General features: G+C 38.8%; 19 protein-coding genes and 10 pseudogenes. 19 read left to right on the top strand and 10 right to left on the bottom strand.

From position 1 onward, the window contains the following. Positions 1–116: 116 nt before the first annotated feature. Positions 117–470, bottom strand: a complete 354-nt coding sequence (locus NYZ99_RS08830; protein WP_260574927.1) for a 4Fe-4S dicluster domain-containing protein — start codon at positions 468–470, stop codon at positions 117–119. Positions 471–600: 130 nt separating this feature from the next. On the opposite strand from NYZ99_RS08830, the gene NYZ99_RS08825 reads away from it, so the two are divergent. The 8 genes and pseudogenes from NYZ99_RS08825 to NYZ99_RS08790 all read left to right on the top strand — a co-directional run bounded on the left by NYZ99_RS08825 (position 601) and on the right by NYZ99_RS08790 (position 8635). Next, a complete protein-coding gene (locus NYZ99_RS08825; protein ID WP_260574925.1) occupies positions 601–1674 on the top strand; it encodes an acyl-CoA reductase in 1074 nt (357 codons plus the stop codon). Positions 1675–1734: 60 nt separating this feature from the next. After that, positions 1735–2798, top strand: a pseudogene (serC, locus tag NYZ99_RS08820) (3-phosphoserine/phosphohydroxythreonine transaminase). A gap of 4 nt (positions 2799–2802) precedes the next feature. Further along, on the top strand, positions 2803–3753 hold the full coding sequence (locus NYZ99_RS08815; protein WP_260574924.1) for a D-2-hydroxyacid dehydrogenase: 951 nt from the start codon (positions 2803–2805) through the stop codon (positions 3751–3753). 67 nt (positions 3754–3820) lie between these two features. Beyond that, positions 3821–4454 (top strand): annotated as a pseudogene (locus NYZ99_RS08810) (DUF937 domain-containing protein). 67 nt (positions 4455–4521) lie between these two features. After that, complete coding sequence (locus NYZ99_RS08805; protein WP_260574923.1) at positions 4522–4989, top strand: DUF6146 family protein; 468 nt, start codon at positions 4522–4524, stop codon at positions 4987–4989. Between the two features lie 30 nt (positions 4990–5019). Further along, positions 5020–5282 (top strand): annotated as a pseudogene (locus NYZ99_RS08800) (DUF6787 family protein). 483 nt (positions 5283–5765) lie between these two features. Beyond that, positions 5766–8027, top strand: a pseudogene (locus tag NYZ99_RS08795) (TonB-dependent receptor). Positions 8028–8233: 206 nt separating this feature from the next. Beyond that, entirely contained in the window at positions 8234–8635 is a 402-nt protein-coding gene (locus NYZ99_RS08790; RefSeq protein ID WP_260574905.1) for a hypothetical protein, read from the top strand. Positions 8636–8702: 67 nt separating this feature from the next. Here NYZ99_RS08790 and NYZ99_RS08785 read toward each other — a convergent pair whose 3' ends face one another. The 4 genes and pseudogenes from NYZ99_RS08785 to folE form a co-directional block, all read right to left on the bottom strand. Next, positions 8703–9104 carry a hypothetical protein gene (locus tag NYZ99_RS08785; RefSeq protein ID WP_260574904.1) on the bottom strand — a complete coding sequence of 134 codons (402 nt, stop codon included), beginning with the start codon at positions 9102–9104 and terminating at the stop codon, positions 8703–8705. 21 nt (positions 9105–9125) lie between these two features. Further along, a pseudogene (locus NYZ99_RS08780) lies at positions 9126–10347 on the bottom strand (sulfite oxidase). 49 nt (positions 10348–10396) lie between these two features. Then, positions 10397–10696: a hypothetical protein gene (locus tag NYZ99_RS08775; RefSeq protein ID WP_260574902.1), complete on the bottom strand. Its 300-nt coding sequence runs from the start codon at positions 10694–10696 to the stop codon at positions 10397–10399. Positions 10697–10762: 66 nt separating this feature from the next. Next, on the bottom strand, positions 10763–11362 hold the full coding sequence (gene folE, locus NYZ99_RS08770; RefSeq protein ID WP_260574901.1) for a GTP cyclohydrolase I FolE: 600 nt from the start codon (positions 11360–11362) through the stop codon (positions 10763–10765). Between the two features lie 208 nt (positions 11363–11570). On the opposite strand from folE, the pseudogene NYZ99_RS08765 reads away from it, so the two are divergent. The 3 genes and pseudogenes from NYZ99_RS08765 to NYZ99_RS08755 all read left to right on the top strand — a co-directional run bounded on the left by NYZ99_RS08765 (position 11571) and on the right by NYZ99_RS08755 (position 13577). Next, positions 11571–12250, top strand: a pseudogene (locus NYZ99_RS08765) (ABC transporter ATP-binding protein). A 9-nt stretch (positions 12251–12259) separates the two neighbouring features. Beyond that, complete coding sequence (locus tag NYZ99_RS08760; protein WP_260574900.1) at positions 12260–12817, top strand: CPBP family intramembrane glutamic endopeptidase; 558 nt, start codon at positions 12260–12262, stop codon at positions 12815–12817. After that, positions 12814–13577, top strand: a pseudogene (locus tag NYZ99_RS08755) (TIGR02757 family protein). The gene NYZ99_RS08760 and the pseudogene NYZ99_RS08755 overlap by 4 nt, the downstream one beginning before the upstream one ends. On the opposite strand, the gene NYZ99_RS08750 reads toward NYZ99_RS08755, so the two are convergent. After that, positions 13574–14152 carry a Gfo/Idh/MocA family protein gene (locus NYZ99_RS08750; protein ID WP_260574899.1) on the bottom strand — a complete coding sequence of 193 codons (579 nt, stop codon included), beginning with the start codon at positions 14150–14152 and terminating at the stop codon, positions 13574–13576. The pseudogene NYZ99_RS08755 and the gene NYZ99_RS08750 overlap by 4 nt on opposite strands. Further along, positions 14100–14711 (bottom strand): Gfo/Idh/MocA family protein, encoded by a 612-nt coding sequence (locus tag NYZ99_RS08745; protein ID WP_260574898.1) that lies wholly within the window; start codon positions 14709–14711, stop codon positions 14100–14102. Before NYZ99_RS08745 ends, NYZ99_RS08750 begins: the two co-directional genes overlap by 53 nt. Positions 14712–14851: 140 nt before the next feature. Here NYZ99_RS08745 and NYZ99_RS08740 point away from each other — a divergent pair. Then, positions 14852–16345: pseudogene (locus NYZ99_RS08740) on the top strand (S10 family peptidase). Here NYZ99_RS08740 and NYZ99_RS08735 read toward each other — a convergent pair. After that, positions 16342–16752 (bottom strand): hypothetical protein, encoded by a 411-nt coding sequence (locus NYZ99_RS08735; RefSeq protein WP_260574897.1) that lies wholly within the window; start codon positions 16750–16752, stop codon positions 16342–16344. The pseudogene NYZ99_RS08740 and the gene NYZ99_RS08735 sit on opposite strands and share 4 nt — an antisense overlap. A gap of 148 nt (positions 16753–16900) precedes the next feature. Here NYZ99_RS08735 and NYZ99_RS08730 point away from each other — a divergent pair, with 148 nt between their 5' ends. The 6 genes and pseudogenes from NYZ99_RS08730 (at position 16901) to NYZ99_RS08705 (ending at position 19771) form a co-directional block, all read left to right on the top strand. Then, positions 16901–17350, top strand: coding sequence for a hypothetical protein (locus tag NYZ99_RS08730; RefSeq protein WP_260574896.1), 450 nt, complete (start codon positions 16901–16903; stop codon positions 17348–17350). A 40-nt stretch (positions 17351–17390) separates the two neighbouring features. Further along, positions 17391–18062 (top strand): annotated as a pseudogene (locus tag NYZ99_RS08725) (SGNH/GDSL hydrolase family protein). Positions 18063–18065: 3 nt separating this feature from the next. Beyond that, complete coding sequence (locus NYZ99_RS08720; RefSeq protein WP_260574895.1) at positions 18066–18416, top strand: phytoene desaturase family protein; 351 nt, start codon at positions 18066–18068, stop codon at positions 18414–18416. Further along, complete coding sequence (locus NYZ99_RS08715; RefSeq protein ID WP_260574894.1) at positions 18400–19104, top strand: phytoene desaturase family protein; 705 nt, start codon at positions 18400–18402, stop codon at positions 19102–19104. Before NYZ99_RS08720 ends, NYZ99_RS08715 begins: the two co-directional genes overlap by 17 nt. Further along, a complete protein-coding gene (locus tag NYZ99_RS08710) occupies positions 19104–19610 on the top strand; it encodes a phytoene desaturase family protein (protein ID WP_260574892.1) in 507 nt (168 codons plus the stop codon). Before NYZ99_RS08715 ends, NYZ99_RS08710 begins: the two co-directional genes overlap by 1 nt. Before the next feature lie 2 nt (positions 19611–19612). Further along, positions 19613–19771 carry a hypothetical protein gene (locus NYZ99_RS08705; RefSeq protein WP_260574891.1) on the top strand — a complete coding sequence of 53 codons (159 nt, stop codon included), beginning with the start codon at positions 19613–19615 and terminating at the stop codon, positions 19769–19771. On the opposite strand, the pseudogene NYZ99_RS08700 reads toward NYZ99_RS08705, so the two are convergent. After that, a pseudogene (locus tag NYZ99_RS08700) lies at positions 19768–20295 on the bottom strand (phytanoyl-CoA dioxygenase family protein). The gene NYZ99_RS08705 and the pseudogene NYZ99_RS08700 sit on opposite strands and share 4 nt — an antisense overlap. Positions 20296–20320: 25 nt before the next feature. Next, the gene (locus NYZ99_RS08695; protein WP_260574890.1) at positions 20321–20641 is read right to left on the bottom strand and encodes a hypothetical protein; all 321 of its coding nucleotides are present in this window, start codon (positions 20639–20641) and stop codon (positions 20321–20323) included. 156 nt (positions 20642–20797) lie between these two features. Here NYZ99_RS08695 and NYZ99_RS08690 point away from each other — a divergent pair, with 156 nt between their 5' ends. Further along, the gene (locus tag NYZ99_RS08690) at positions 20798–21229 is read left to right on the top strand and encodes a YybH family protein (protein ID WP_260574889.1); all 432 of its coding nucleotides are present in this window, start codon (positions 20798–20800) and stop codon (positions 21227–21229) included. The last annotated feature ends 124 nt before the right edge of the window (positions 21230–21353 follow it).

Here is a 21353-nt window from a genome sequence, read left to right as displayed (position 1 = left end):
CGCGTGCAAAGATACGATCTACATTAGTAATAATGGCACTTTTAGAGCCTGTTTATTTTGTAAAACAAAAAAGCCCCAACTTGGTTGTTGGAGCTTTTACTTAATTTTTTAAATCCTTATTCCTCGGGATGCATAAAGGCCTGTTTTGCCAAGAGTGTCTCCTCTGATTCTACATGATCTTCATCAGGGATACAACAATCCACTGGACACACCGCAGCGCATTGTGGCTCTTCATGAAAGCCCATACATTCCGTACATTTATCAGGAGCTATATAATAGACTTCATCACTAATCGGTTCTTGGGCATCCTCAGCGTTTATGGCTTTCCCATTGGGTAGAACGACATCGCCTTTCAGTGAAGTCCCATCACCATATCTCCATTCATCCGCTCCTTCATAAATTGCGGTATTTGGACATTCCGGTTCACAAGCCCCACAATTTATACATTCATCTGTTATTATTATTGCCATAATTATTTTTTAAATAAATATTGAGTCCAAAATTTATAACACCTTTGGGTATTAAAATTCAGCTCTTTTTTAAATTCAGTGTCTTATTTTTGCACAAAAGTAAACCCTAGTAAACTTGTATACAAATATAATGGCACAACAACTAGAAACTACAAAAGCTTTTGTTAAACTCGGAGAATTTCTAGGCAACTATTGCGATTTCGCCAATGGAAATGCTGAATTGGACGTTGAGCAAAAAAACTGGTTTCATAAATTGGATGAAGTTGTCCTTCGTGCGAGTAACCAAAACGGATGGTTTACCAAAGAAAATATCACCTTTGCCTTTAAAGAGTGGTCCAAGACGCTCTCTTTAGATAATTTAAACCATTGGCTGGGCAAGTATGAACAAAAAGGATGTACCCCGCTAACAGTAGCCATCATTATGGCAGGCAATATACCTTTGGTAGGTTTCCATGATTTTCTATCGGTGTTGATTACTGGAAACAAGGCACTGGTTAAATTATCCAGTAATGACAAATTGTTATTGCCATTTCTTGCCGAGTATCTACGATCCATTGAACCCTCATTTTCGGATACCGTACAGTTTACTGATGAAATTTTACCCGATTTCGATGCGGTCATTGCCACAGGAAGTAATAATACTGCGCGTTACTTTGAATATTATTTTGGAAAAAAACCAAATATCATTCGAAGAAATAGGAACTCAGTTGCCATATTAAAGGGTGGTGAAACAAAGGAAGAGCTGACTCTCCTAGGTGAGGATATCTTTAGATATTATGGCCTGGGCTGTAGAAGTGTTTCAAAGCTTATGGTACCCAAAGGGTATAACTTTGATCACATTTACAAAGCCATATTCCCATTTAAGGATATCATCGAGGAGACCAAATACGCGAATAACTATGATTACAACAAAGCAGTGTATCTAATGAGCGAGTTCAAGTTTTTGGATAATGGCTTCCTCTTGTTAAAAGAGGATGAAAGCTATGCCTCTCCTATAGCTTCGGTGTTTTATGAGTTCTATGAAGATAAGGAGGATCTAAAGGAAAAATTGATGCAGGATGCAGATAAAATCCAATGCATTGTCTCATCCGATGACGGCGCAGGCCATATTCCTTTTGGCGATTCCCAAAAGCCAACCCTATGGGACTATGCCGATGGCGTGGACACTGTTGAATTCTTGTTAAAAACATCCTCCAATAATTGATCTATGTGTATTCTAAATCAATGGAAATTTCTGACCTTTAACCCCTTAATCAATTAAAAAATGCAAAAACATAATTTTAGTGCGGACCCTGTGTCCTTCCTAAAGAAGTACTTCTAAAAGCCTCTGAAGCCGTTATGGATTTTAATGGTTCGGGTCTATCATTATTAGAAATCTCCCATCGAAGCAAGGACTTTGTTGCCGTCATGGAACGGGCACGTTCTTTGGTTCTTGAATTGTTGAATCTTGAAGGTAAGGGATATCATGCCCTATTTTTACAAGGTGGAGCCAGTATGGAGTTTTTAATGGTAGCCTACAATCTTTTAGAAAAAAAAGCGGGTTACTTAAATACCGGTACATGGAGCGATAAGGCCATAAAAGAGGCCAAGCTTTTTGGGGAAGTGGTTGAGGTAGGTTCTTCCAAAGACGAGAATTTTAACTACATACCGAAAGGATATGCAGTTCCATCAGGTTTGGATTATCTGCATCTGACCTCCAACAATACCATTTACGGAACACAGTTTAAAAAATTTCCAACAACAGATGCACCTCTGGTCTGTGATATGAGCTCAGATATTTTTTCACGTGTCCTCGATTTCTCGAAATTCGATTTGATATATGCCGGGGCACAAAAAAACATGGGGCCGGCTGGAACAACACTTGTAGTAGTCAAAGATGATATTTTGGGCAAGGTTTCTAGAAAAATACCCTCTATGTTGAATTATCAAATACATATTGATAAGGAGAGCATGTTTAACACACCTCCAGTTTTTGCCGTGTACACCTCCATGCTAACCTTGGAGTGGTTGAAAAATATGGGAGGTATTGCCGCTATTGAGGAAATCAATGAAAAAAAGGCCCAATTACTATATTCTGAAATTGATCTTAATCCTGTATTTGAAGGCTACGCCAATAAAAATGACCGTTCTAACATGAATGCAACGTTCAATCCGGCCGAAGAAGGACTTAAAGACACTTTCGATGCCATGTTAAAAGAGGCGGGAATAAATGGACTAAATGGACACCGATCCGTTGGTGGATATAGAGCGAGTATGTACAATGCACTGTCATTGGAGAGCGTGGGTGTTTTGGTCGATGTTATGAGCGAAATGGAAAGGAAAGCATAAAGGAATGAGGATATTGGCGAATGATGGAATATCTGATAAAGGTATTTCACTTCTTGAAAAAAATGGATTTCAGGTTCTAACCACGACGGTTGCCCAAGAGCAGCTTGGTAATTTTATTAACGAGAATAACGTTAAGGGGCTTTTGGTACGCAGTGCCACAAAGGTGACCAAAGATTTGATCGATGCTTGCCCCGAACTGAAACTCATTGGACGTGGTGGTGTGGGCATGGACAATATTGATGTGGAATATGCCCAAAAAAAAGGGATTCATGTAATCAATACTCCCGCGGCTTCCTCCCTGTCGGTAGCAGAATTGGTATTCGCCCATTTGTACGGTGGCGTCCGATTTCTTTATGATGCCAATAGAAATATGCCCTTGGAAGGTGATAGCAAATTCAAGCAACTAAAGAAATCCTATGGAAAAGGAAAGGAACTTGCGGGCAAAACATTGGGTATTATAGGGTTTGGAAGGATTGGTCAGGCCACGGCAAAATTGGCGCTAGGTGCAGGAATGAAAGTTCTTTTCTTTGACCCATTATTGGAAGAGGTTTCCTTAACCCTCAGTTTTTTTGATGGGCAATCCGTCACTTTCAACTTAAAGAAAACAGAAAAGGAAGAGTTGCTTAAAGCGTCTGACTTTATTACCGTTCATGTACCTGCACAAAAAAATTACGTGTTGGGGAGAAAGGAGTTTGAACTAATGAAGGATGGAGTAGGTATTATCAACGCTGCCCGAGGTGGTGTTATTGATGAGGTAGCACTTGTTGATGCCTTGGAAAGCGACAAGGTTTCCTTTGCGGGAATGGATGTTTATGAATCCGAACCCGGACCGGAAATCAGGATTTTAATGCATCCAAAAATATCGTTGACACCTCATATTGGTGGGGCCACCAATGAAGCTCAGGATAGAATAGGAATTGAGTTGGCAGAGCAGATAATTTCTCGGTTTAAATAGTGCTTTATTACAAATTTTATGAACTCTTTTCGTACATTACGGTCAGAACATTAAATTAACTATTAAAATGGCAGGATTATTAGATTTATTAAATAGCCCTATAGGCAAACAAGTAATAAGTGGTGTCGCCGGGCAGACCAACCAACCGAGAAAGCAAAACCGCGGATGTATTGAGCATGGCCATGCCCCTATTATTGGGAGCAATGAAGAAAAATGTGAAATCACCCAGTGGAGCGGAAGGTTTAATGAACGCCCTTAACAACAAGCACGACGGTAGTATTTTGGACAACCTCGGTGGGCTTTTTCAAGGAGGTGTAGATGATTCCGTAATGAACGATGGAGCCGGAATCCTAGGTCATGTTTTTGGGGGTCAGCAACCACAGGTAGAGAACGCGTTAAGTCAAAAATCCGGCATGGATGCTGGAACTGTAAGCCAAATTCTTAAAATAGCTGCTCCCATCGTTATGGGCTATTTGGGAAGGGAAACTTCACAAAATAGGGTAAACGATTCTACAGGGATGAATGCACTTTTAGGTAGCATGTTGGGCGGACAGCCAAAACAAAACCAAAGCCTTATTACCACTTTGTTAGATGCAGATGGTGATGGCAGCATTCCGGACGATGTGGCCGGAATGGTCATGGGAACCAGTAAAAAGAAAGGCGGACTAGGCGGTCTATTGGGAGGTCTTTTTGGAAAATAGATGCATTTTAACCTTATTTAACGTATGCCGTTTGATCACTCAAACGGCTTTTTTGTATCTTCTTGTTATGAATAAGAAGATATTAATCAAGGTGTTAAAGGTTTTAGGGATGTTCACCATTACCCTTTCATTGGTGTACTGTGTAGGAACCAAAGAGACCATTGACATTTCCGACCAAGAAAAGGAACTGTTCAATGAAACAGAAGGAGATACCATCACCATTGCCAATGAGGAAACAGAGTATGAAATCATTATCATTGAACCAGGTTTTAACACTTGGCTAAATTCCATTGCTCGACCAGAAGGCTATTATTCACAGTCTTTCTTGGAAAACAGAAACAGGTTGATGGTCATTGAATGGAACCAAAGGGTTTTACAACCACAACGTTTTAGTCCTTTATTATATGAACTGCAAATCAATTATGAAAGGAATATAGATTATGGGTATGAAGTGAACTATAAACTTTATAATTATTTCATCTATTTCCAAAGAAAGTATAACCAAAGACTCGATCATTTTTTACCAAGAATTTAGGAGTTATATTTGCCCTACAAATCTACCTAGATGCAGAAATTAAAGGACCGTTGGGGTATACAGAATAATTTTCAGCTTGTTATCATATTCATTGTTTTTGCCATCACCGGTTCCTCTTCTGTATATGTTGCAAAACCATTTTTAAACCTAATTGGGCTGCAACAAGAAAATTTTCCTGACACCTGGTGGGCTACAACTTTATACTGGACTTTACGGATTTTACTCATTTTTCCGTTTTACCAAATACTTCGGTAGCCTATGGATGGTTGTTCGGCCAGTTCAAATTCTTTTGATCCTTTGAAAAAAAGATGCTCAAAAGAATGGGGCTAGGCTTTTTGTTCCATTAATTTAATAAATTATTAACAGCTGCTTCTACCCTGCTATGCTTAGCTTTGTAATATGTGGTGGAAGAACCATATTCTATACCCATTTACGGCTATGTTACTTTTAGCCTGTCTTTTTACGCCTTACTTTATCAAAATTGGCCACGGAATATATGAACATAAGGAACTACTTTGTGTAGAGAAAGGAAATCTGCATATACACGAAATTGAATTTGATTGTGATTTCCATAAATATCAACTATCATCCTTATTCTGTTTCAATCTTGAAGAACCGGAATTGATAGAACCCAATTTTAAAGGCACTAAAGTCATAAACCATTACTTTTTTTTAAGTAAATATCAACGATTACATTTTGTTCTAAGAGGATCGCCAGTTGTATAACAACTTCATTGGTTTACATCATTTACAAACTCTTAAACAAATTAATCAGTATGAGAAATATTTACTGCATCCTATTTGTGATGCTATTTTATAATAATACATTTTCACAGAACACATTAACCGGAACCATAACCAATAATGAAGGCGGAGAACCTTTGGAACAGGTTTCCATCTATTTTCCTCAACTTGAAAAAGGCACGATAACTGATATAAACGGTTATTACGAAATAGCCAATTTACCCAAAGGAAATTTTAAGATTATTCTCTCCTATCTTGGGTTCAAAACCGTGTCCGAAAACATTGAAATTGATTCGCCAGGCACAGAATATTCCGTTTCCTTGGTACCTAGCGCCATAGAAATGGAAGAAGTAATCGTTTCCACACCTTTTCACAAATTACAGCGCGAAAATGTGATGAAAGTGGAGCGCGCCAGTGTGCAAGAACTTAAAACGGTAGGTGCCATAAATTTATCGGATGGTATTACCAATATTCCCGGTGTAGAAAGTGTTTCTACTGGGGTTGGTATAGGGAAACCGGTCATCAGGGGGCTCAGTTCTAACAGGGTTTTAACCTATACGCAAGGAATCCGATTGGAAAACCAGCAATTTGGAGATGAGCACGGACTAGGCATCAGTGATGCCGGTATTGAAAGTGTGGAAGTAATTAAGGGACCGCCTCCTTATTATATGGTTCGGATGCTCTTGGTGGGGTTCTTTATCTGAACCCGTAAAGATTTGCATCTTCCAACAATACTGAAGGTGATGTTAACCTTAATTATTTTTCAAATACGATTGGGTTTAATGGTAACGGGGGAATTAAAACCTCTTCGGACAAATTCAAATTCTTGGCAAGAATTGGAGGTGCTACGCATGCAGATTACAAAACTGGAAATGGGGAACGGGTGACCAATTCCCGATTCAAGGAATACGATTTAAAGACGGGTATAGGTTATCAGCTGACCAATTTCAATACGGAACTTCGGTATAATTATAATAATTCCGTTTTAGGAATTCCGAGAGGAAATTGGATTACAGAATAGGGAAAGAGTAGCATTAGAACCTTATCAAGATATTACCAGTCATATTATCAGTTCTAAATCTAATTTTTATTTTAAGAACTCCAGCTTGCAGGCCATATTTGGGTACACACAAAATAATAGACAAGAATTTGAAGATCATGATCATGGGGATGAGGAGGAAGAACCAGTGGTAGAGGAAGAACATGGTGAAGAGGCGGCATTGGACATGAAACTTAAAACCTTCAGTTATAATTTGCAATATAACCTTCCCAAATTTGGAACAAACGAGGCCATCATTGGAGTTCAGGGAATGAACCAAACCAACAGTAATTTTGGGGAAGAGTTGTTGATTCCGAGATGCGACTACCAATGATTTTGGAATACTGGCAACTTCCCATACCCATTTTAGTAAAAGTGACCTACAACTGGGTATAAGATATGATGTTAGGAACATTAACAGTGATGAAAATGGTGTTTTAGGCGACCCTGATTACATTGCCGAATTGGACAGAAACTTTAACAGTTTTAATCTAGCGGCTGGCTATAAAATAGACTTTAGCAAACAATTAACAGGACGTCTAAACATAGCTTCCGGCTTTAGGGCCCCTAACCTTGCGGAACTCACTTCAAATGGAACCCATGAAGGTGCCAATAGATACGAAATAGGAAATCCGATTTGGATAATGAGCGTAATGTACAAACCGATGTTTCCGTTGAATTTAAAAATGAACATTTGGAAGTGTATGTAAATGGATTTTATAACAGCATCTCTGATTATATCTATTTGGAACCGAATGGTGAATTTGTGGATGGAGACCCTGTTTTTCTTTATCTACAACAAAATGCTGTACTCCATGGTGGGGAAATAGGTTTGCACTACCACCCACATCCATTGGATTGGCTGCATTTGGAGAGTAATTTTTCTATCGTGAATGGAGATTTGGATAGCGGAAACAACCTCCCTTTAATTCCCGCCAATAATTGGAACAATACCTTGAGATTTGAATTTAACAACTCGAGCAAAACAGTATCCAATAGCTATGGTTTTATTACACTTCGTTCGTTTTTCAGACAGAATAAGGTGAGTACATTTGAAACACCCACCGAGGGTTATAATCTCCTAAATCTTGGTTTGGGTACTTCTATTTCAATAGGTAATCAATCCGTTGGATTAAAATTGAGCGCAAACAATCTATTAAATGAAAATTACATTTCCCATTTATCAAGGTTAAAGAGTGATGGCATATCCAATATTGGAAGAAATTTCAATATTGGGGTTAGTATACCGTTCTAGTTTACGACATCAAAACTTAGAAAAAAAAGTCTTTCAAATTTAATTTTGAAAGACTTTTCTTATTTTTTATGCGTTACAGCCAAAAACTAAACCTAACCATAAAAATTATGAACCTCACAAAACGATACTTTCTTTTTATCTTTTCTTTAATCTCATTCAACATTTTTGCTCAGGAAAACGTACTGAATTATTCAAATTTCCAAAACGTGGAATTTCCTGATGATAGCTATGGGGTTGATTATACCACCTTGGCTTCTGAAAATTTCGAATTGTATCAGTATTTAAATACCAATCGTACAGAATTCAGTCTTATAATGTCAGTGGACAATGACTTTCGTGCTCTCAATGAGCGTTTAAACATGGAATATCCCTTTAAAAGAAGAAGGCATCCCTTGGAAAAAACCGGAAGAATTTTGACGTATATCGGAGTACCTTTGGCAATTATTGGAGGCATTATGGTAGCCGGGGCTGACGAATTATACTATGAATGTGTGAATGGAAATTGTTCAGGCGATGCCCGTGGTGGTTTTGGGGTCGTTATGCTCGGCGCTGGGGCCGGACTTGCAGGAACGGGAACGGTCCTTTGGATAATCGGAAGTAAAAAATAATATTCCTTTCCCAAAAAATTTTTGATGAGAATTTAATTTGACTCCAATGGATACCACTCAATATCCGTTAATGCAGCTCTCCTACCCTTTTTGAAGGTTGGATAATTTTTAGTAAGGTAATCCACGATGATTTCTTGATTTTCTCCCAAATCCCGAGTCCCTGTGTTTCCTGCATCCAACGAATGGTGGCAATCCATTGTTCCTTATCCATACGATTCTGAATGATCAACTTGGAGGAGTGACATGTAGTACAATTGGTAATCACTTCTTGTAGACCTTCGGCTTCCACCAATCCAGTACCTACGTGAATACCATCTACAATCTGGTCAGAACTATCAATCTCCACCTCTGTTAAATTGGAATCCTTACTACTACTATTTTTCGAATCCTTCAGAAACAAAAAGGTTACACCCAAGATCATGAACACTAGGGCCAAAAAAGCTAAAAAGGCGTATGTCGATTTTTTCATCAGCTATTTACTAGATTGGACTTAAAGGACCTTTACTGCAATTCTGTGACATGCATTGTTGAGATACCCTTTGGGATTCCAACCCGGCAATACCATAGGTTGCGTATTTCCTTCACTATCCGTGGCCCTTGCCCATACTTCATAGTATCCTTTTTTTGGAAATTTAACCAATCGGTCAAAATGCTGCCACGCCAAACGGTTTACGGGAGGCTTTAAATTACAGGTGTGCCACGAAGTACCAAAATCGATGGAACATTCCATTTTTTGCACTTCAAATTCTCCGGCCCAGGCATGACCGGAAATATGAAATGCCTTATCCATAGATGTAATGGCTCCGAGACTTGGGAAAGGTTATCAGGGATTTGACCGGCATGGACTCAATTATACACATATTTTCATCAGGCACCTCTTCCCCAGGGGCCACAGTTTCACAGGGAACCCTATAGGAGCTACCTCCCATTTTTTCACCATCATGGATTTTATTTCTAACACTAATTCTATTAATCCACTTACCCGATACCGAAGCTGGCCATCCACCAGCCACCAATCTTAATGGGTAGCCATGAGCTAGTGGAATATCCTCCCCATTCATCTTAAATGCCAAGAGTGTTTCATTTTGTAAGGCCTTGGTCATGGGTGCACCACGAGAAATAGATTCCAAGTTGGGATTTCTTGATAGGTGTAAGTCCGCACCATGATAGCCAATATATACCGCATCGTTTTTAATGCCCACATCCTGTAAAACATCGCGCAATCGTACTCCTGTCCATTCAGCACAGGAAACGGCTCCAACGATTCACTGATTACCCTTTGCCGGTGGGTTAAATTCACTTCTGCCGTTACCGCCACATTCAAGCGTCAATTGGTAAGTATAGTTTTTGAATTTTGATTTTAACTCTTCGAGCGTATATACTTTCTTCTTCTTCACAGACTCCCCGTCAAACGTTAAAGTCCATGTGGCAATGTCCATATCCTGAGGTATAATACCATTGTTTCGTATGAACATGTATTTGTTAGGGGTAATGGCATCATTCAGTAGATGTGCACGGGCCTCCATATTCCAAGGCTTATCATTGAGCAAGACCATTTCAGGGTCTTTATCGAATATTTCAAAAGGGTTTGGGTCTTGAAAGGCCAAGGGAACATATTCTTTGGGCATAAAATCCCTAAATACAATATCGCTCAGCACTACGGAGGATAATCCTCCCGCACCAGCCTTTTTTACAAAATTTCTTCTTTTCAAGATGCTTTCATTTGTTCCTAAAGTTACATCTTTTAAAATTCGGAAGAAACTATACTTCTATCGTCTTTTGTTTTTTGGCCGATTTAAAAACATAGGTGTAGAACCACATAATGGTGAAAGTAGGTATGACATCCAAACCGGGAATAATCTCTTCAATAAAAGTTACCACTCCGGCCGCCTGACCTATTTTTCCTTTGTACATTCCGGTCATCAACCAGCCGGACAAAGGTGCCCGGATGACATCGGAAAATTCACCCACAAATGGAATTGCGAAGGACAGCATTCCAATGGCATCGAAAAGAAGCCCTAAGAATAACTGCTTATACTTTTTATCCGTTGTTTTTGACATATTATAAAATTAAACATCCTATTGGAATGGACAATAACAATGCCAAATTTCACTGGTAAGTACAATCTATGAAAGATCTGAGCTTATCAATTTTAAGAACTCGTTTCGAGTTTCAATTTTCTCAAATTGTCCCCTAAAACCAGAGGTCGTGGTAACCGAATTTTGCTTTTGGACTCCTCGCATCATCATGCACATATGGGATGCTTCAATCACCACCGCTACTCCTTTTGGTTTTAACGTATTATTGATGCATTCTAAGATGTCATGTGTCAATCGTTCCTGTACCTGCAGACGTCGTGCAAATACGTCCACAATCCTTGGAATTTTACTGAGTCCCACAATATGCCCATTGGGAATATAGGCTACATGGGCCTTTCCGAAAAATGGTAGCATGTGATGCTCACACAAAGAATAGAGTTCTATGTCCTTTATGATGACCATGTCATCATAGTCCTCTTTAAACATAGCTCCCTTTAGGATTTCCTCCGCATCCTGTTTGTATCCCTGGGTTAGGAACAACATTGCCTTGGCAGCCCTCTCCGGTGTTTTCAAAAGACCTTCCCTATGTTTGTCCTCCCCTATTTCGTCAATGACCGACGAGAATTTTTCTTTAATCTCATCGGTAATATCCATATTATATTCTTCTAAATTTCTGTATGGAGACATTTATTATGTTTAAGTAAATAAATAAAATATTGAACAAAAATATTCAATGTAACATCATTGATAGCCAATATATCGTTAAATTATAAATATTCATACGAAATAAGCAATACAGCGCATATTCCATGAGATTCGGTTATAATTGTTACTGGAGAGGAATTTTTTTATCTGAAACCCATTCTTTAATTTCACTGCCTCAAGAAACCATAATATGATTAAAGCCACAAACATCCATAAATATTATGGGGAATTGGAAGTACTAAAAGGCGTTGACCTGCACATCAAACAGGGTGAAATCGTATCCATTGTAGGAGCTTCCGGTGCGGGAAAAACGACACTCTTACAGATTTTAGGAACGTTAGACGTTCTTACGAACACCAATGAGGGAACTTTAATCGTTAATGGCACGGATACCACCCGATTATCAGATAAGGAACTGGCCAAATTCAGAAACGAGCATATCGGTTTTATCTTTCAATTCCATCAACTTTTACCCGAGTTTACAGCTGTGGAAAATGTATGCCTTCCGGCCTTCATCAAAAAGACACCTAAAGTAGAAGCGGAAAATAGGGCCAAGGAATTATTGGACTTTTTGGGACTATACCATAGATATGACCATAAACCTTCGGAACTTTCACGGGGAGAACAGCAAAGAGTCGCCGTGGCCGAGCATTGATCAACAATCCTTCCATCATCTTCGCCGATGAGCCAAGTGGTAACCTCGACTCTGAAAGTGCTGACAACCTTCACAATTTGTTTTTTGAACTGAGGGAAAAATTTGGGCAAACCTTTGTGATCGTTACCCATAATGAGGATTTGGCAGAAATGGCCGATAGAAAATTGACCATGGTAGATGGCAAAATTGTTGACAAGGAGGTTATTCTTTCCTAAAACAAAACAATGTTAGAGGAGATTATCCAGTTTTTGAATAAACCGCTGTACAAAGAAGAGGATTCCTTTACCGCTGGGGAGAAATTAAAGTTTATCCTCAAGTTGGCAGTACTCGCTATTTCTGCCAGTGTGGTCTTGAGCATATTAATTGGGCTGATAGAAACATTATTTAATCTAGATTTAGGCAAACATGCCATGGACGATTTTCTAGAAAATTATCCAGCCATCTATCTTTTATTATTCGCAGTAATAGGGGCTCCTGTAATGGAAGAATTATTGTTTAGGGGACCCATGATTTGGTTCAAGCATTCAAAACTATTCCCATTTATATTTTATTTATTGACGTTGGGGTTTGGTTTTATGCATATTACCAATTATGAACTAAACCTTCAAAATATAATACTCTCCCCTATTTTGGTGGCGCCACAACTTGCAGCTGGTATATTATTGGGATTTACTAGGGTAAAGTTTGGGCTTATCTTTTCCATTTTGCTACATGCACTTTACAACCTGATACTTGCCGATCCTATTTTTATGTTCAAGATATTAGATATTCCGATTGAATGAACAAAAAAGAACTAAAGGAATTTTTGGACCAAAAGGTGATTGAATACAACAATCCAACATTTTTGGAATCTGATCCTATTCAGATACCACATTTATTTAGCAAAAAAGAAGATATAGAGATTAGTGGCTTTTTAACGGCGACCATTGCTTGGGGAAATAGAAAAAGCATCATCAACAATGCGAATAAAATGATGTTAATGATGGATAATGACCCCCATGATTTTGTAGTTAACCATTCCATCCCGCATTTAGAGACCTTGAAAGGCTTTGTTCACAGGACATTTAATAGCACTGACCTAATTTATTTTATCAAGAGCCTAAAGAATATTTATGAAAATTATGGGGGCCTCGAAGGTGTTTTTACACAAAACCAACGTAAGACAAGCCTCCAGCCCACAATATCAACTTTCAAAAAAGTCTTTTTTGAACTTCCCTTTCAACAACGTACGGCCAAACATGTTTCCGACCCCTTAAAGGGCTCCGCTGCAAAACGGATTAACATGTTCTTGCGATGGATGGTACGCGATGCGAAAAACCAAGTCGACTTTGGCTTGTGGAAGGACATCCCATCATCGAAATTATCATGCCCCTTAGACGTACACTCGGAAATGTCGCAAGGAAACTAAAATTGTTGAAACGTAAGCAAAACGATGCAAAAGCTCTCGAAGAATTGGATAAAAGCTTACGAAGATTAGATTCAGTAGACCCCGTGAAATATGATTTTGCCCTCTTTGGATTAGGGGTTTTTGAGAATTTCTAACTGACAATGCCCATATTCCCCAAATCCAAAAGTTGTTTTTTACCACCTTCTGCGATGGATCTATAAATGGCCTCTACAATAATCATGTCTCTTTTACCCATTTCCCCTGGAGCCACATTAGGAGTACCCATTAAAATATGTTTGGCAAAATCATCCATCTGCAGGGCCTGTTGCCTTTGATGGGGAAAACTTATGACATTGCCATTGGAAGTTCTTCCACTTATGGATTCATAAGTATGTGCAGGGTCTAACTCGAACCAACCATTGCTACAATGCGATTTCAACCTATTTCCATTTGCATTATGGGAAGTCATCATATGGGCGATTGCTCCATTTGGAAATTCAAATTGGGCCGTGATGGTTTCATCCGTTTCCTTAAAATATTCGCGCATAGTACTAAATTCTTGGGCGGACACCGAACTAGGATTGGCTCCACATCCATAAATACTAGTCTGAATAGAATAGACCCCCATATTCATCAATGCCCCACCACCGGATAAATCTATATTTAAACGCCATTGGTCAGGGTTGCCTCTCGGATATGTATCCTGAATCCGAAGAAACAAAATGAACATCTCCAAATGTTTTTTCGGCCACGTATTTCTTTACCTCCTTCGTATAGGGATCGGACTGCATACGGTAGCCAACAGAAAGTTTTACTCCGGCTTTGTTACAAGCATCGATTATGGCATCGCACTCCTCTACGCTAACGGCCATTGGCTTTTCACATATAACATGTTTACCAGCTTTGGCGGCCCTAATACTAAAATCCGCATGCATACTGTTTGGCAATACTACATATACAATATCAATAGAATCGTTTTTCGCAATGGAATCGAAATTTTCATAGTTATAAATATTCTCCTTAGGAATACCATATTTGTCCTGCCATATTTTTTCCTTTTCCTTGGTTCCGGTAACGATTCCTGCCAAATAGCAATGCTCGGTATCCTGTAGGGATGGAGCCAATTGATAGGTGCTGTAACTACCAAGACCTACCAAGGCGATACCTAATTTTTTATTTTGGGCCTTAGTTATATTAGCGCAAGCAAGACTAGTGCTACCTAATAATGTGGTAGCAGTGATGCCTTTTCCAAGGGTCATCCCAAAGTCGCGTCTAGAGAATATCTTCATTTTTAATGAATATTATTATGAATTGACCAATTTGATACACTTTTAAATATAACAAGAATAAAATTGAATTTTTTATGCAGCCTGATAAAATTGATTTATACAATTATTGGTTATTTTTAGGTGACTAATTCAAAATAAACATGAAACAACTTTTATTTTTTTCCACTCTTTTTTTAGTATTTAATTTTCAAGCCAATGCCCAGGGTAGAACCCTCCCTGTAGATACAACGGTGACTACCCAGCACAATGTAGTTATCAACGGTACTTCTATCGATTATACCGCCAAAACAGGTACACAACCCGTTTGGGACGAAAATGGGGAAGCCATAGCATCCTTTGCACTATACGTACTATACTCGGAATAATGTAAGGGATCGAGCTTCCAGGCCCTTGCTAATTTCTTTTAATGGTAGTCCGGTTCCGGTTCCGTATGGATGCATTTGGCATATACCGATTCTAGAATATTAAAGATTGATGATGAAGGATTTCCTGTACAACCTTATGGTGTAAGTGAAAACCCCTATTCTGTTTTGGATGTAACAGATGTAGTTTATGTAAACCCGGCCAATACGGGTTATTCAAGAACAATACCCGAATCTGGTGAGAAAGTGGACTAGTAAAAAGTTTTTCGGGATCAATGCGGATATCAAATATCTAGCAGAATGGTTGAATACTTTTGTTACCGGAAACAATAGATGGCGTTCGCCAAAATACCTTATCGGCGAAAGTTATGGCGGTGCACGTGTCATGGGGCTTTCGTTGGAACTACAGAATCAACAGTGGATGTACTTGAACGGAGTTATTCTGGTATCCCCAGCAGATTATAAGATAATCAGAAATTCCGGGCCTGTTGCCGAGGCTATCAACTTGCCGTACTATACGGCGGCTGCTTGGCATCATAAGGCTTTACCTTCGCAACTACAGAGCAAGGATTTATTGGAAATATTACCTGAATCCGAGGAGTATACTATCAATACCTTGATTCCCGCATTGGCCAAAGGTGGTTTTATCTCCTCCCAAGAGAAATCGGAAATAGCTGAAAAAATGGCTTATTATTACGGGCTTGAAGCAAAAGATATAATAGACCAAAACTTATCAGTACCAACAGGATTTTTCTCGGAAAAATCTCTTGAAGGAAAAGGGAGGTTATACTGTTGGTCGTTTGGATTCCGAGATACTTAGGTATGGACAAACAATTGATGGGCATGCGACCGGATTATAATTCTGAGCTAACCTCTTGGTTACATAGCTTTACACCAGCCATTAATTATTATTTGCAGGAAGAACTTAAATTCAAGACCGATGTAAAATACAATATGTTCGGGCCGGTGCATCCATGGGATAACTCAGATGAGAATACCAGGGAAAACCTAAGACAGGCCATGGCTCAAAATCCTTATTTTAATGTTATGGTACAATCCGGTTACTATGATGGTGCCACTACCTATTTCAATGCAAAATACCTTATGTGGCAAGTTGATCCAAGTGGTAGAATGAAAGACCGTTTCAGCTTTAAAGGGTACCGTTCCGGTCATATGATGTACTTAAGAAAAGAGGACCTTGAGAAAGCCAATAATGATATACGTGATTTTATCAATAAGACTTTGACAAACGGTAAAAGTGCCAAATATTAATAAGTTTCGCTAAGTACACGAGGCGAAATGGCCAAAATGGAAAGCGAGGTTTCCGGAGAGATAGTTTCTATGGGTTGTTTATCGTATTCGATTTTCAATCCGATTGCATCTCTATAAAGTTGCTCTCGCTTTCTTTTTTTCTTTTGTTTGAAAACATCGATAGTAACACCTACACTAACCCCTCCAAGCACAGTGGCTAGTAAATCGGAATTGTCCCAACCCCCATATTGGTTTTGATCAATACTTTCCTTGGCCAATCCAATAAGCAAACTTCCTCCAACAGAACCAGCGAAAGTCCAGGCCCTGTTCCCATCTGAAATCTGATTGGCCACACCTGCCCCTACCATACCAAATAGGTTGCCACCCACAAAATGTAAGACCTTGTCTTCCCCTATCCGGGCATTCACACTAAGAAAATAGAGTGAACAAAAACTTGTTAGTATGATTCTGACCATAAGCAGCTAAAGATATCAAAAGTTGCAATACCTTCAAACTCGGATTACTTTATACCATTAAAATATACTATCCTTGTATAAAATACTCTAATCTTCGTTTATGGATATTAAAAATTTTATAAGAACCCTATCGATAATGCATACTTTCTTGATCATGGGCCTATTCTTGTTTTGTGTATTTGCATATATGCAAGTGAGCGGCTTTAATACCAATACCGAAGGTCTCGGATTATTTTTATTTATTGTCCCTGTTTTGGCATTACTGGGTTATTTTGGGAGTCAATTATTTTTTAAAAAGCAAATGGCCAAACTATCCGTTCAAGACTCTATTGAATTAAAATTGCAAAAATTTAAGTCGGCTTCCAATATTAAATACATTCTGATTGAAGCTCCAGCCTTTATCGGTATCTTTATTTATATGAATTCAGGTAATGCACTACCCTTTGTAATTTCCATTTGTTTATTTGCATACTTGATATCACAACGGCCAACAAAACAGCATATCATTCAAAATGTTCCTTTATCAGAAAAAGAAATAGGACAGCTATAACTAATTTAATGTCAAGTCATTTTAACCAAAACGAACAACAATGAAATACGTATACATATTTGCTTTCTTCACCCTTACCGTTTCGAATGCACAGGACTGGGCCAACTTAAAAATGTTCCAGGAAGCTAATAAGGAAGTTGGAGTTCCTAAAAATGGGGAAGATAGGGTAGTTTTTATGGGAAACTCAATAACCATAGGCTGGTTGAATTCAAGACCCGAATTCTTTGAAGGAAAACCATATGTAAATAGGGGAATCAGTGGCCAAACCACCCCTCAAATGTTGCTTCGCTTTCGGCAGGATGTTGTAGACCTACAACCAGGAGGTAGTGGTTATCCTAGCCGGCACCAATGATATTGCCGGAAATACGGGTCCTCAACCCTTGAAATGATCATGGACAACATAAAGGGGATGGCAGAAATAGCCCATGCCAATGATATAAAGGTAATTTTATCATCCACACTGCCAGCGTATGATTATCCTTGGAAACCGGGAATGGAACCAGCTGGAAAAATAGTGAAACTGAACAAAATGATTAAGAAGTACGCCGAAAATAAAGGCCATGTCTATCTTGATTATTTTTCAGAAATGGCTGATGAACGAAACGGGCTACCAAAAAAATATGCCGAGGACGAAGTACATCCAACTGTTGAAGGATATAAGGTTATGGAACCATTGGTAGAAGATGCTATAAAAAAGGCCCTGAAAAATTAAACTTTGACTAAAGCAGGAATAACGAAGGACATTACCCTCCAAGAATGGGACAACATCATCATTGGATCAGGTGCGGGTGGTCTTACGGCAGCCCTTTGTCTTGCAAGAGCTGGACAAACGGTCCTTTTACTGGAACAGCATGATGTTCCTGGTGGGTGGTGCCATAGCTTTTATTTAGACGGCCATCGATTTACCCCAGGTGTGCATTATATAGGACTCCTAGGAGAAGGGGAGTCTACCAACAATCTTTACAAAGGATTGGGTATTGCCAACGATTTGGTGTTTTTTAGGATGAACCCATCCGCATATGAACATGTTAGAATAGGAAAGCATCGATTTGATTATCCGAGATAATCCGGAAGAACTGGAAAAACGCCTTATTGAAAGATTTCCGAAGGAAAAAAAGGGTATTAAAAAATACCTGAAGTACATTCGGCTGGCAAGTGAAGAACTCTATTCCTTGCCCTATATTAAAAGTATTTGGAAAAAATTCACCATCCCCTATAGAACAAGGCATTTTGGTAGATACGCCCTATTTAGCTTAAGGCGCGTCATTGATTGGCATATCAAAGACCCTTTATTAAAAAACATTCTTAATATACAATGTGGAGATCATGGGCTGCAACCTAGAAAGGCCGCCTTTATTCTCCACGCCGCCTTAATGTACCACTATTTCAAAGGTGGTTATTATCCCATGGGCGGGGGTGGCGCCATGGTAAAAGCCATGACCAACAAGTTTAAGGAACATGGCGGACATCTGAAAACCTCTACTGGTGTAAAAAGAATTCTGATAGAAGAAGGTAAATCCAAAAAAGCCATTGGGGTTGAATTGCAAAGTGGTGAACAAATTTTTGCAAAAAACATCGTTTCAAATGCCGATATAGGTATTACATATAACAAACTTATCGGTCAGCAGTACTTGAGTTCCAAATTGAGAAAGAAATTGGATAAAACCGTTTATTCTTGCACCTCCTTAATGTTGTTCTTAACCGTGGATATGGATGTAAGGGAAGCCGGTTTGGATTCGGAAATATCCGGGTAATGCCCGATATGGATATGGACGAGTATTTTGATAGAATTATGAATACCGACCTAAAAAAGGTAGACTACTTTAAGGCCCTATTCATTAGTTGTACCACTTTAAAAGACCCCACAAGTTTTGATGGAAAACATCATAGCCTCGAAGTAATTACCTTTATTGATTACAAATCTTTTGAACCTTATAAAGACGAGGCCCAAAAGCGTTCCAAAGAATATTTGCAATTTAAGGATGAGCTCATTCAAAAAATGATCTTGGGTCCGGAAAAAGTTATTCCTACTATAAAAAATCATATTGTTCTAAAAGAACTGGGCACTCCAATTACGAATGAATATTATATTAACACGACGAGGGGAAATGTATACGGAACGGAGAAAAGCTTAAAACATATTGGCCCTTTTGCCTATAAAGCTAAAAGCGAAATAGAAAATCTTTACTTATGCGGGGCAAGTATACTATCCCATGGTGTGGCCGGGGCAAGTCATTCGGCGTCAACACGGCTGCGGTAATCTTGGGATGCCATCCTGATGACCTCAAGGAACCCCGTGAAGGACAGGATCTATTAATTTTAGAAGCCGAAGAGGATCCCAATAACTATCCGGAAGCTATTCTGAACAAAATGAAATTGCGTCAAAAAAGGGCCAATGGGCAAATGAAAACCGTGGTCTAACCAAAAAGTAGCGGGAAAAATTTACCTTCCATCTTTTGACCTTTGGAAATTGGAGGGACACCTTTTAAAAGCTCGTCATCCGTATTGCTTACAGTACCATCGGCAAAAACATTGAGCACAAAAGCCCTGCGTGGTCGATCCGATTTATTCTCATAGGATCCATGAACCATTAAGGGATGGTGAAAGGTGGCATATCCCTTTTTTAATGGAATGGGAACCGGATTAAACTCCGCACGTTGTTCTCCAGTAAGATACCTCAACAGTCCTTCCATATCACCTGCAAGTTACGGGGCATCCAGCAATCCCCATGTATGACTTTTAGGAACATAATATAAACATCCATTTTCAATGGTAGCATCGTCCAAACCTGTCCAACATGTAAGATGTTGCATAGCAACGGTACGGATCCAGTAGGAATAATCCTGATGCCATGCCACTACCCCACCATGTTTTGCTGGTTTATAAAAAAGTTGGTCGTGCCAAAAACGAACAGCCCTTTCACCCAACAGTTGAAATGCAGCCATCACAAAAGCTGGATTCCAAAGTACATCATGAAATCCCTCTGTGATTCTCCAATGCCCCAAGGAATGAAACAAAACTGAACCTTGGTCTCTCGGACTCGTTACTGTGAAACTCATAGAAAAGGGAATGCGCGGGATGTTTAGGATTCATGAGTTCCTCCAATTCCCGTTGTAATTGTTTGATTTGATTTTCATCTAATAGCTTAATCCCGTAAACATAACCATATTCCTTGAAATGATTTATCTGATCTTCACTTAGTTTATAAGGCTCCCACTCTTCAGGTGTATTTGGAAAATCAAAAAGATTTGAAATAATTGAATGCTGTTCCGCTAAATCTCTAATTTGCATTGTAAATTATAAAATTGCACAGGGTAAGCCCATGTGTCAAATATTGGTAAATAATTACTCTTTAAGATAAACCATTCGTTAAGTAACCAATAACGAGGTTTGCAATTAAAGATACTGAATTCTATTTTCTATATTGAACCGATAAACTAAATAAAAATGAGGTACTTATTTCTTGCTTTGATAATGTTACTTGGCTTATCCTGCACGAACCACCGGAACGACTTAGAAGATATAAATCAAATCAAAAAGATTCTTAGCGACCAACAGCAAAGTTGGACAAAAGGAGGTATTGAAGGGTTCATGTCCGGTTACTTGAAAAGCGACTCACTTAAATTTTATAGTGGAGCCAAACTTTCCAAAGGTTGGCAAAATACATTGGATAATTACCAGATCCGCTATCCTACCAAATCGCATACCGGAACTTTAAATTTTAAAATAGCCGATATTTCAAAAATTAATGATGATGCTTACTGGGTCATGGGAGAGTACTATTTAAAGAGGGAGGTTGGCGATGCCACTGGTACCTTTTTGATTATTTTTAAAAGAATCGACGGGGAGTGGAAAATTGTGGCCGATTCCTCTTGTTGATGAATATGAATACCTTACTTTTCTTTATTTTTGAAAATTTGATTTAACCATCAATTGTATTTGGAACATTAATTGATTGTTGGATTATAGACCCTTTTTGGACAACACATTACTTTTATAAAAA

The sequence above is a fragment of the Maribacter litopenaei genome, from assembly GCF_025244665.1.
Taxonomy (GTDB): Bacteria; Bacteroidota; Bacteroidia; order Flavobacteriales; family Flavobacteriaceae; genus Maribacter; species Maribacter litopenaei.
This window is presented reverse-complemented; position numbering and strand designations above follow the sequence as displayed.

Bases quoted from the DNA above. Each gene is read 5' to 3' on its own strand.
- NYZ99_RS08830 (WP_260574927.1), bottom strand. From the start codon at position 470: ATGGCAATAATAATAACAGATGAATGTATAAATTGTGGGGCTTGTGAA.
- NYZ99_RS08825 (WP_260574925.1), top strand. From the start codon at position 601: ATGGCACAACAACTAGAAACTACAAAAGCTTTTGTTAAACTCGGAGAA.
- NYZ99_RS08815 (WP_260574924.1), top strand. From the start codon at position 2,803: ATGAGGATATTGGCGAATGATGGAATATCTGATAAAGGTATTTCACTT.
- NYZ99_RS08805 (WP_260574923.1), top strand. From the start codon at position 4,522: ATGAATAAGAAGATATTAATCAAGGTGTTAAAGGTTTTAGGGATGTTC.
- NYZ99_RS08785 (WP_260574904.1), bottom strand. From the start codon at position 9,104: ATGAAAAAATCGACATACGCCTTTTTAGCTTTTTTGGCCCTAGTGTTC.
- NYZ99_RS08775 (WP_260574902.1), bottom strand. From the start codon at position 10,696: ATGTCAAAAACAACGGATAAAAAGTATAAGCAGTTATTCTTAGGGCTT.
- folE (WP_260574901.1), bottom strand. From the start codon at position 11,362: ATGTCTCCATACAGAAATTTAGAAGAATATAATATGGATATTACCGAT.
- NYZ99_RS08760 (WP_260574900.1), top strand. From the start codon at position 12,260: ATGTTAGAGGAGATTATCCAGTTTTTGAATAAACCGCTGTACAAAGAA.
- NYZ99_RS08750 (WP_260574899.1), bottom strand. From the start codon at position 14,152: ATGTTCATTTTGTTTCTTCGGATTCAGGATACATATCCGAGAGGCAAC.
- NYZ99_RS08745 (WP_260574898.1), bottom strand. From the start codon at position 14,711: ATGAAGATATTCTCTAGACGCGACTTTGGGATGACCCTTGGAAAAGGC.
- NYZ99_RS08730 (WP_260574896.1), top strand. From the start codon at position 16,901: ATGGATATTAAAAATTTTATAAGAACCCTATCGATAATGCATACTTTC.
- NYZ99_RS08710 (WP_260574892.1), top strand. From the start codon at position 19,104: ATGCCCGATATGGATATGGACGAGTATTTTGATAGAATTATGAATACC.
- NYZ99_RS08695 (WP_260574890.1), bottom strand. From the start codon at position 20,641: ATGCAAATTAGAGATTTAGCGGAACAGCATTCAATTATTTCAAATCTT.
- NYZ99_RS08690 (WP_260574889.1), top strand. From the start codon at position 20,798: ATGAGGTACTTATTTCTTGCTTTGATAATGTTACTTGGCTTATCCTGC.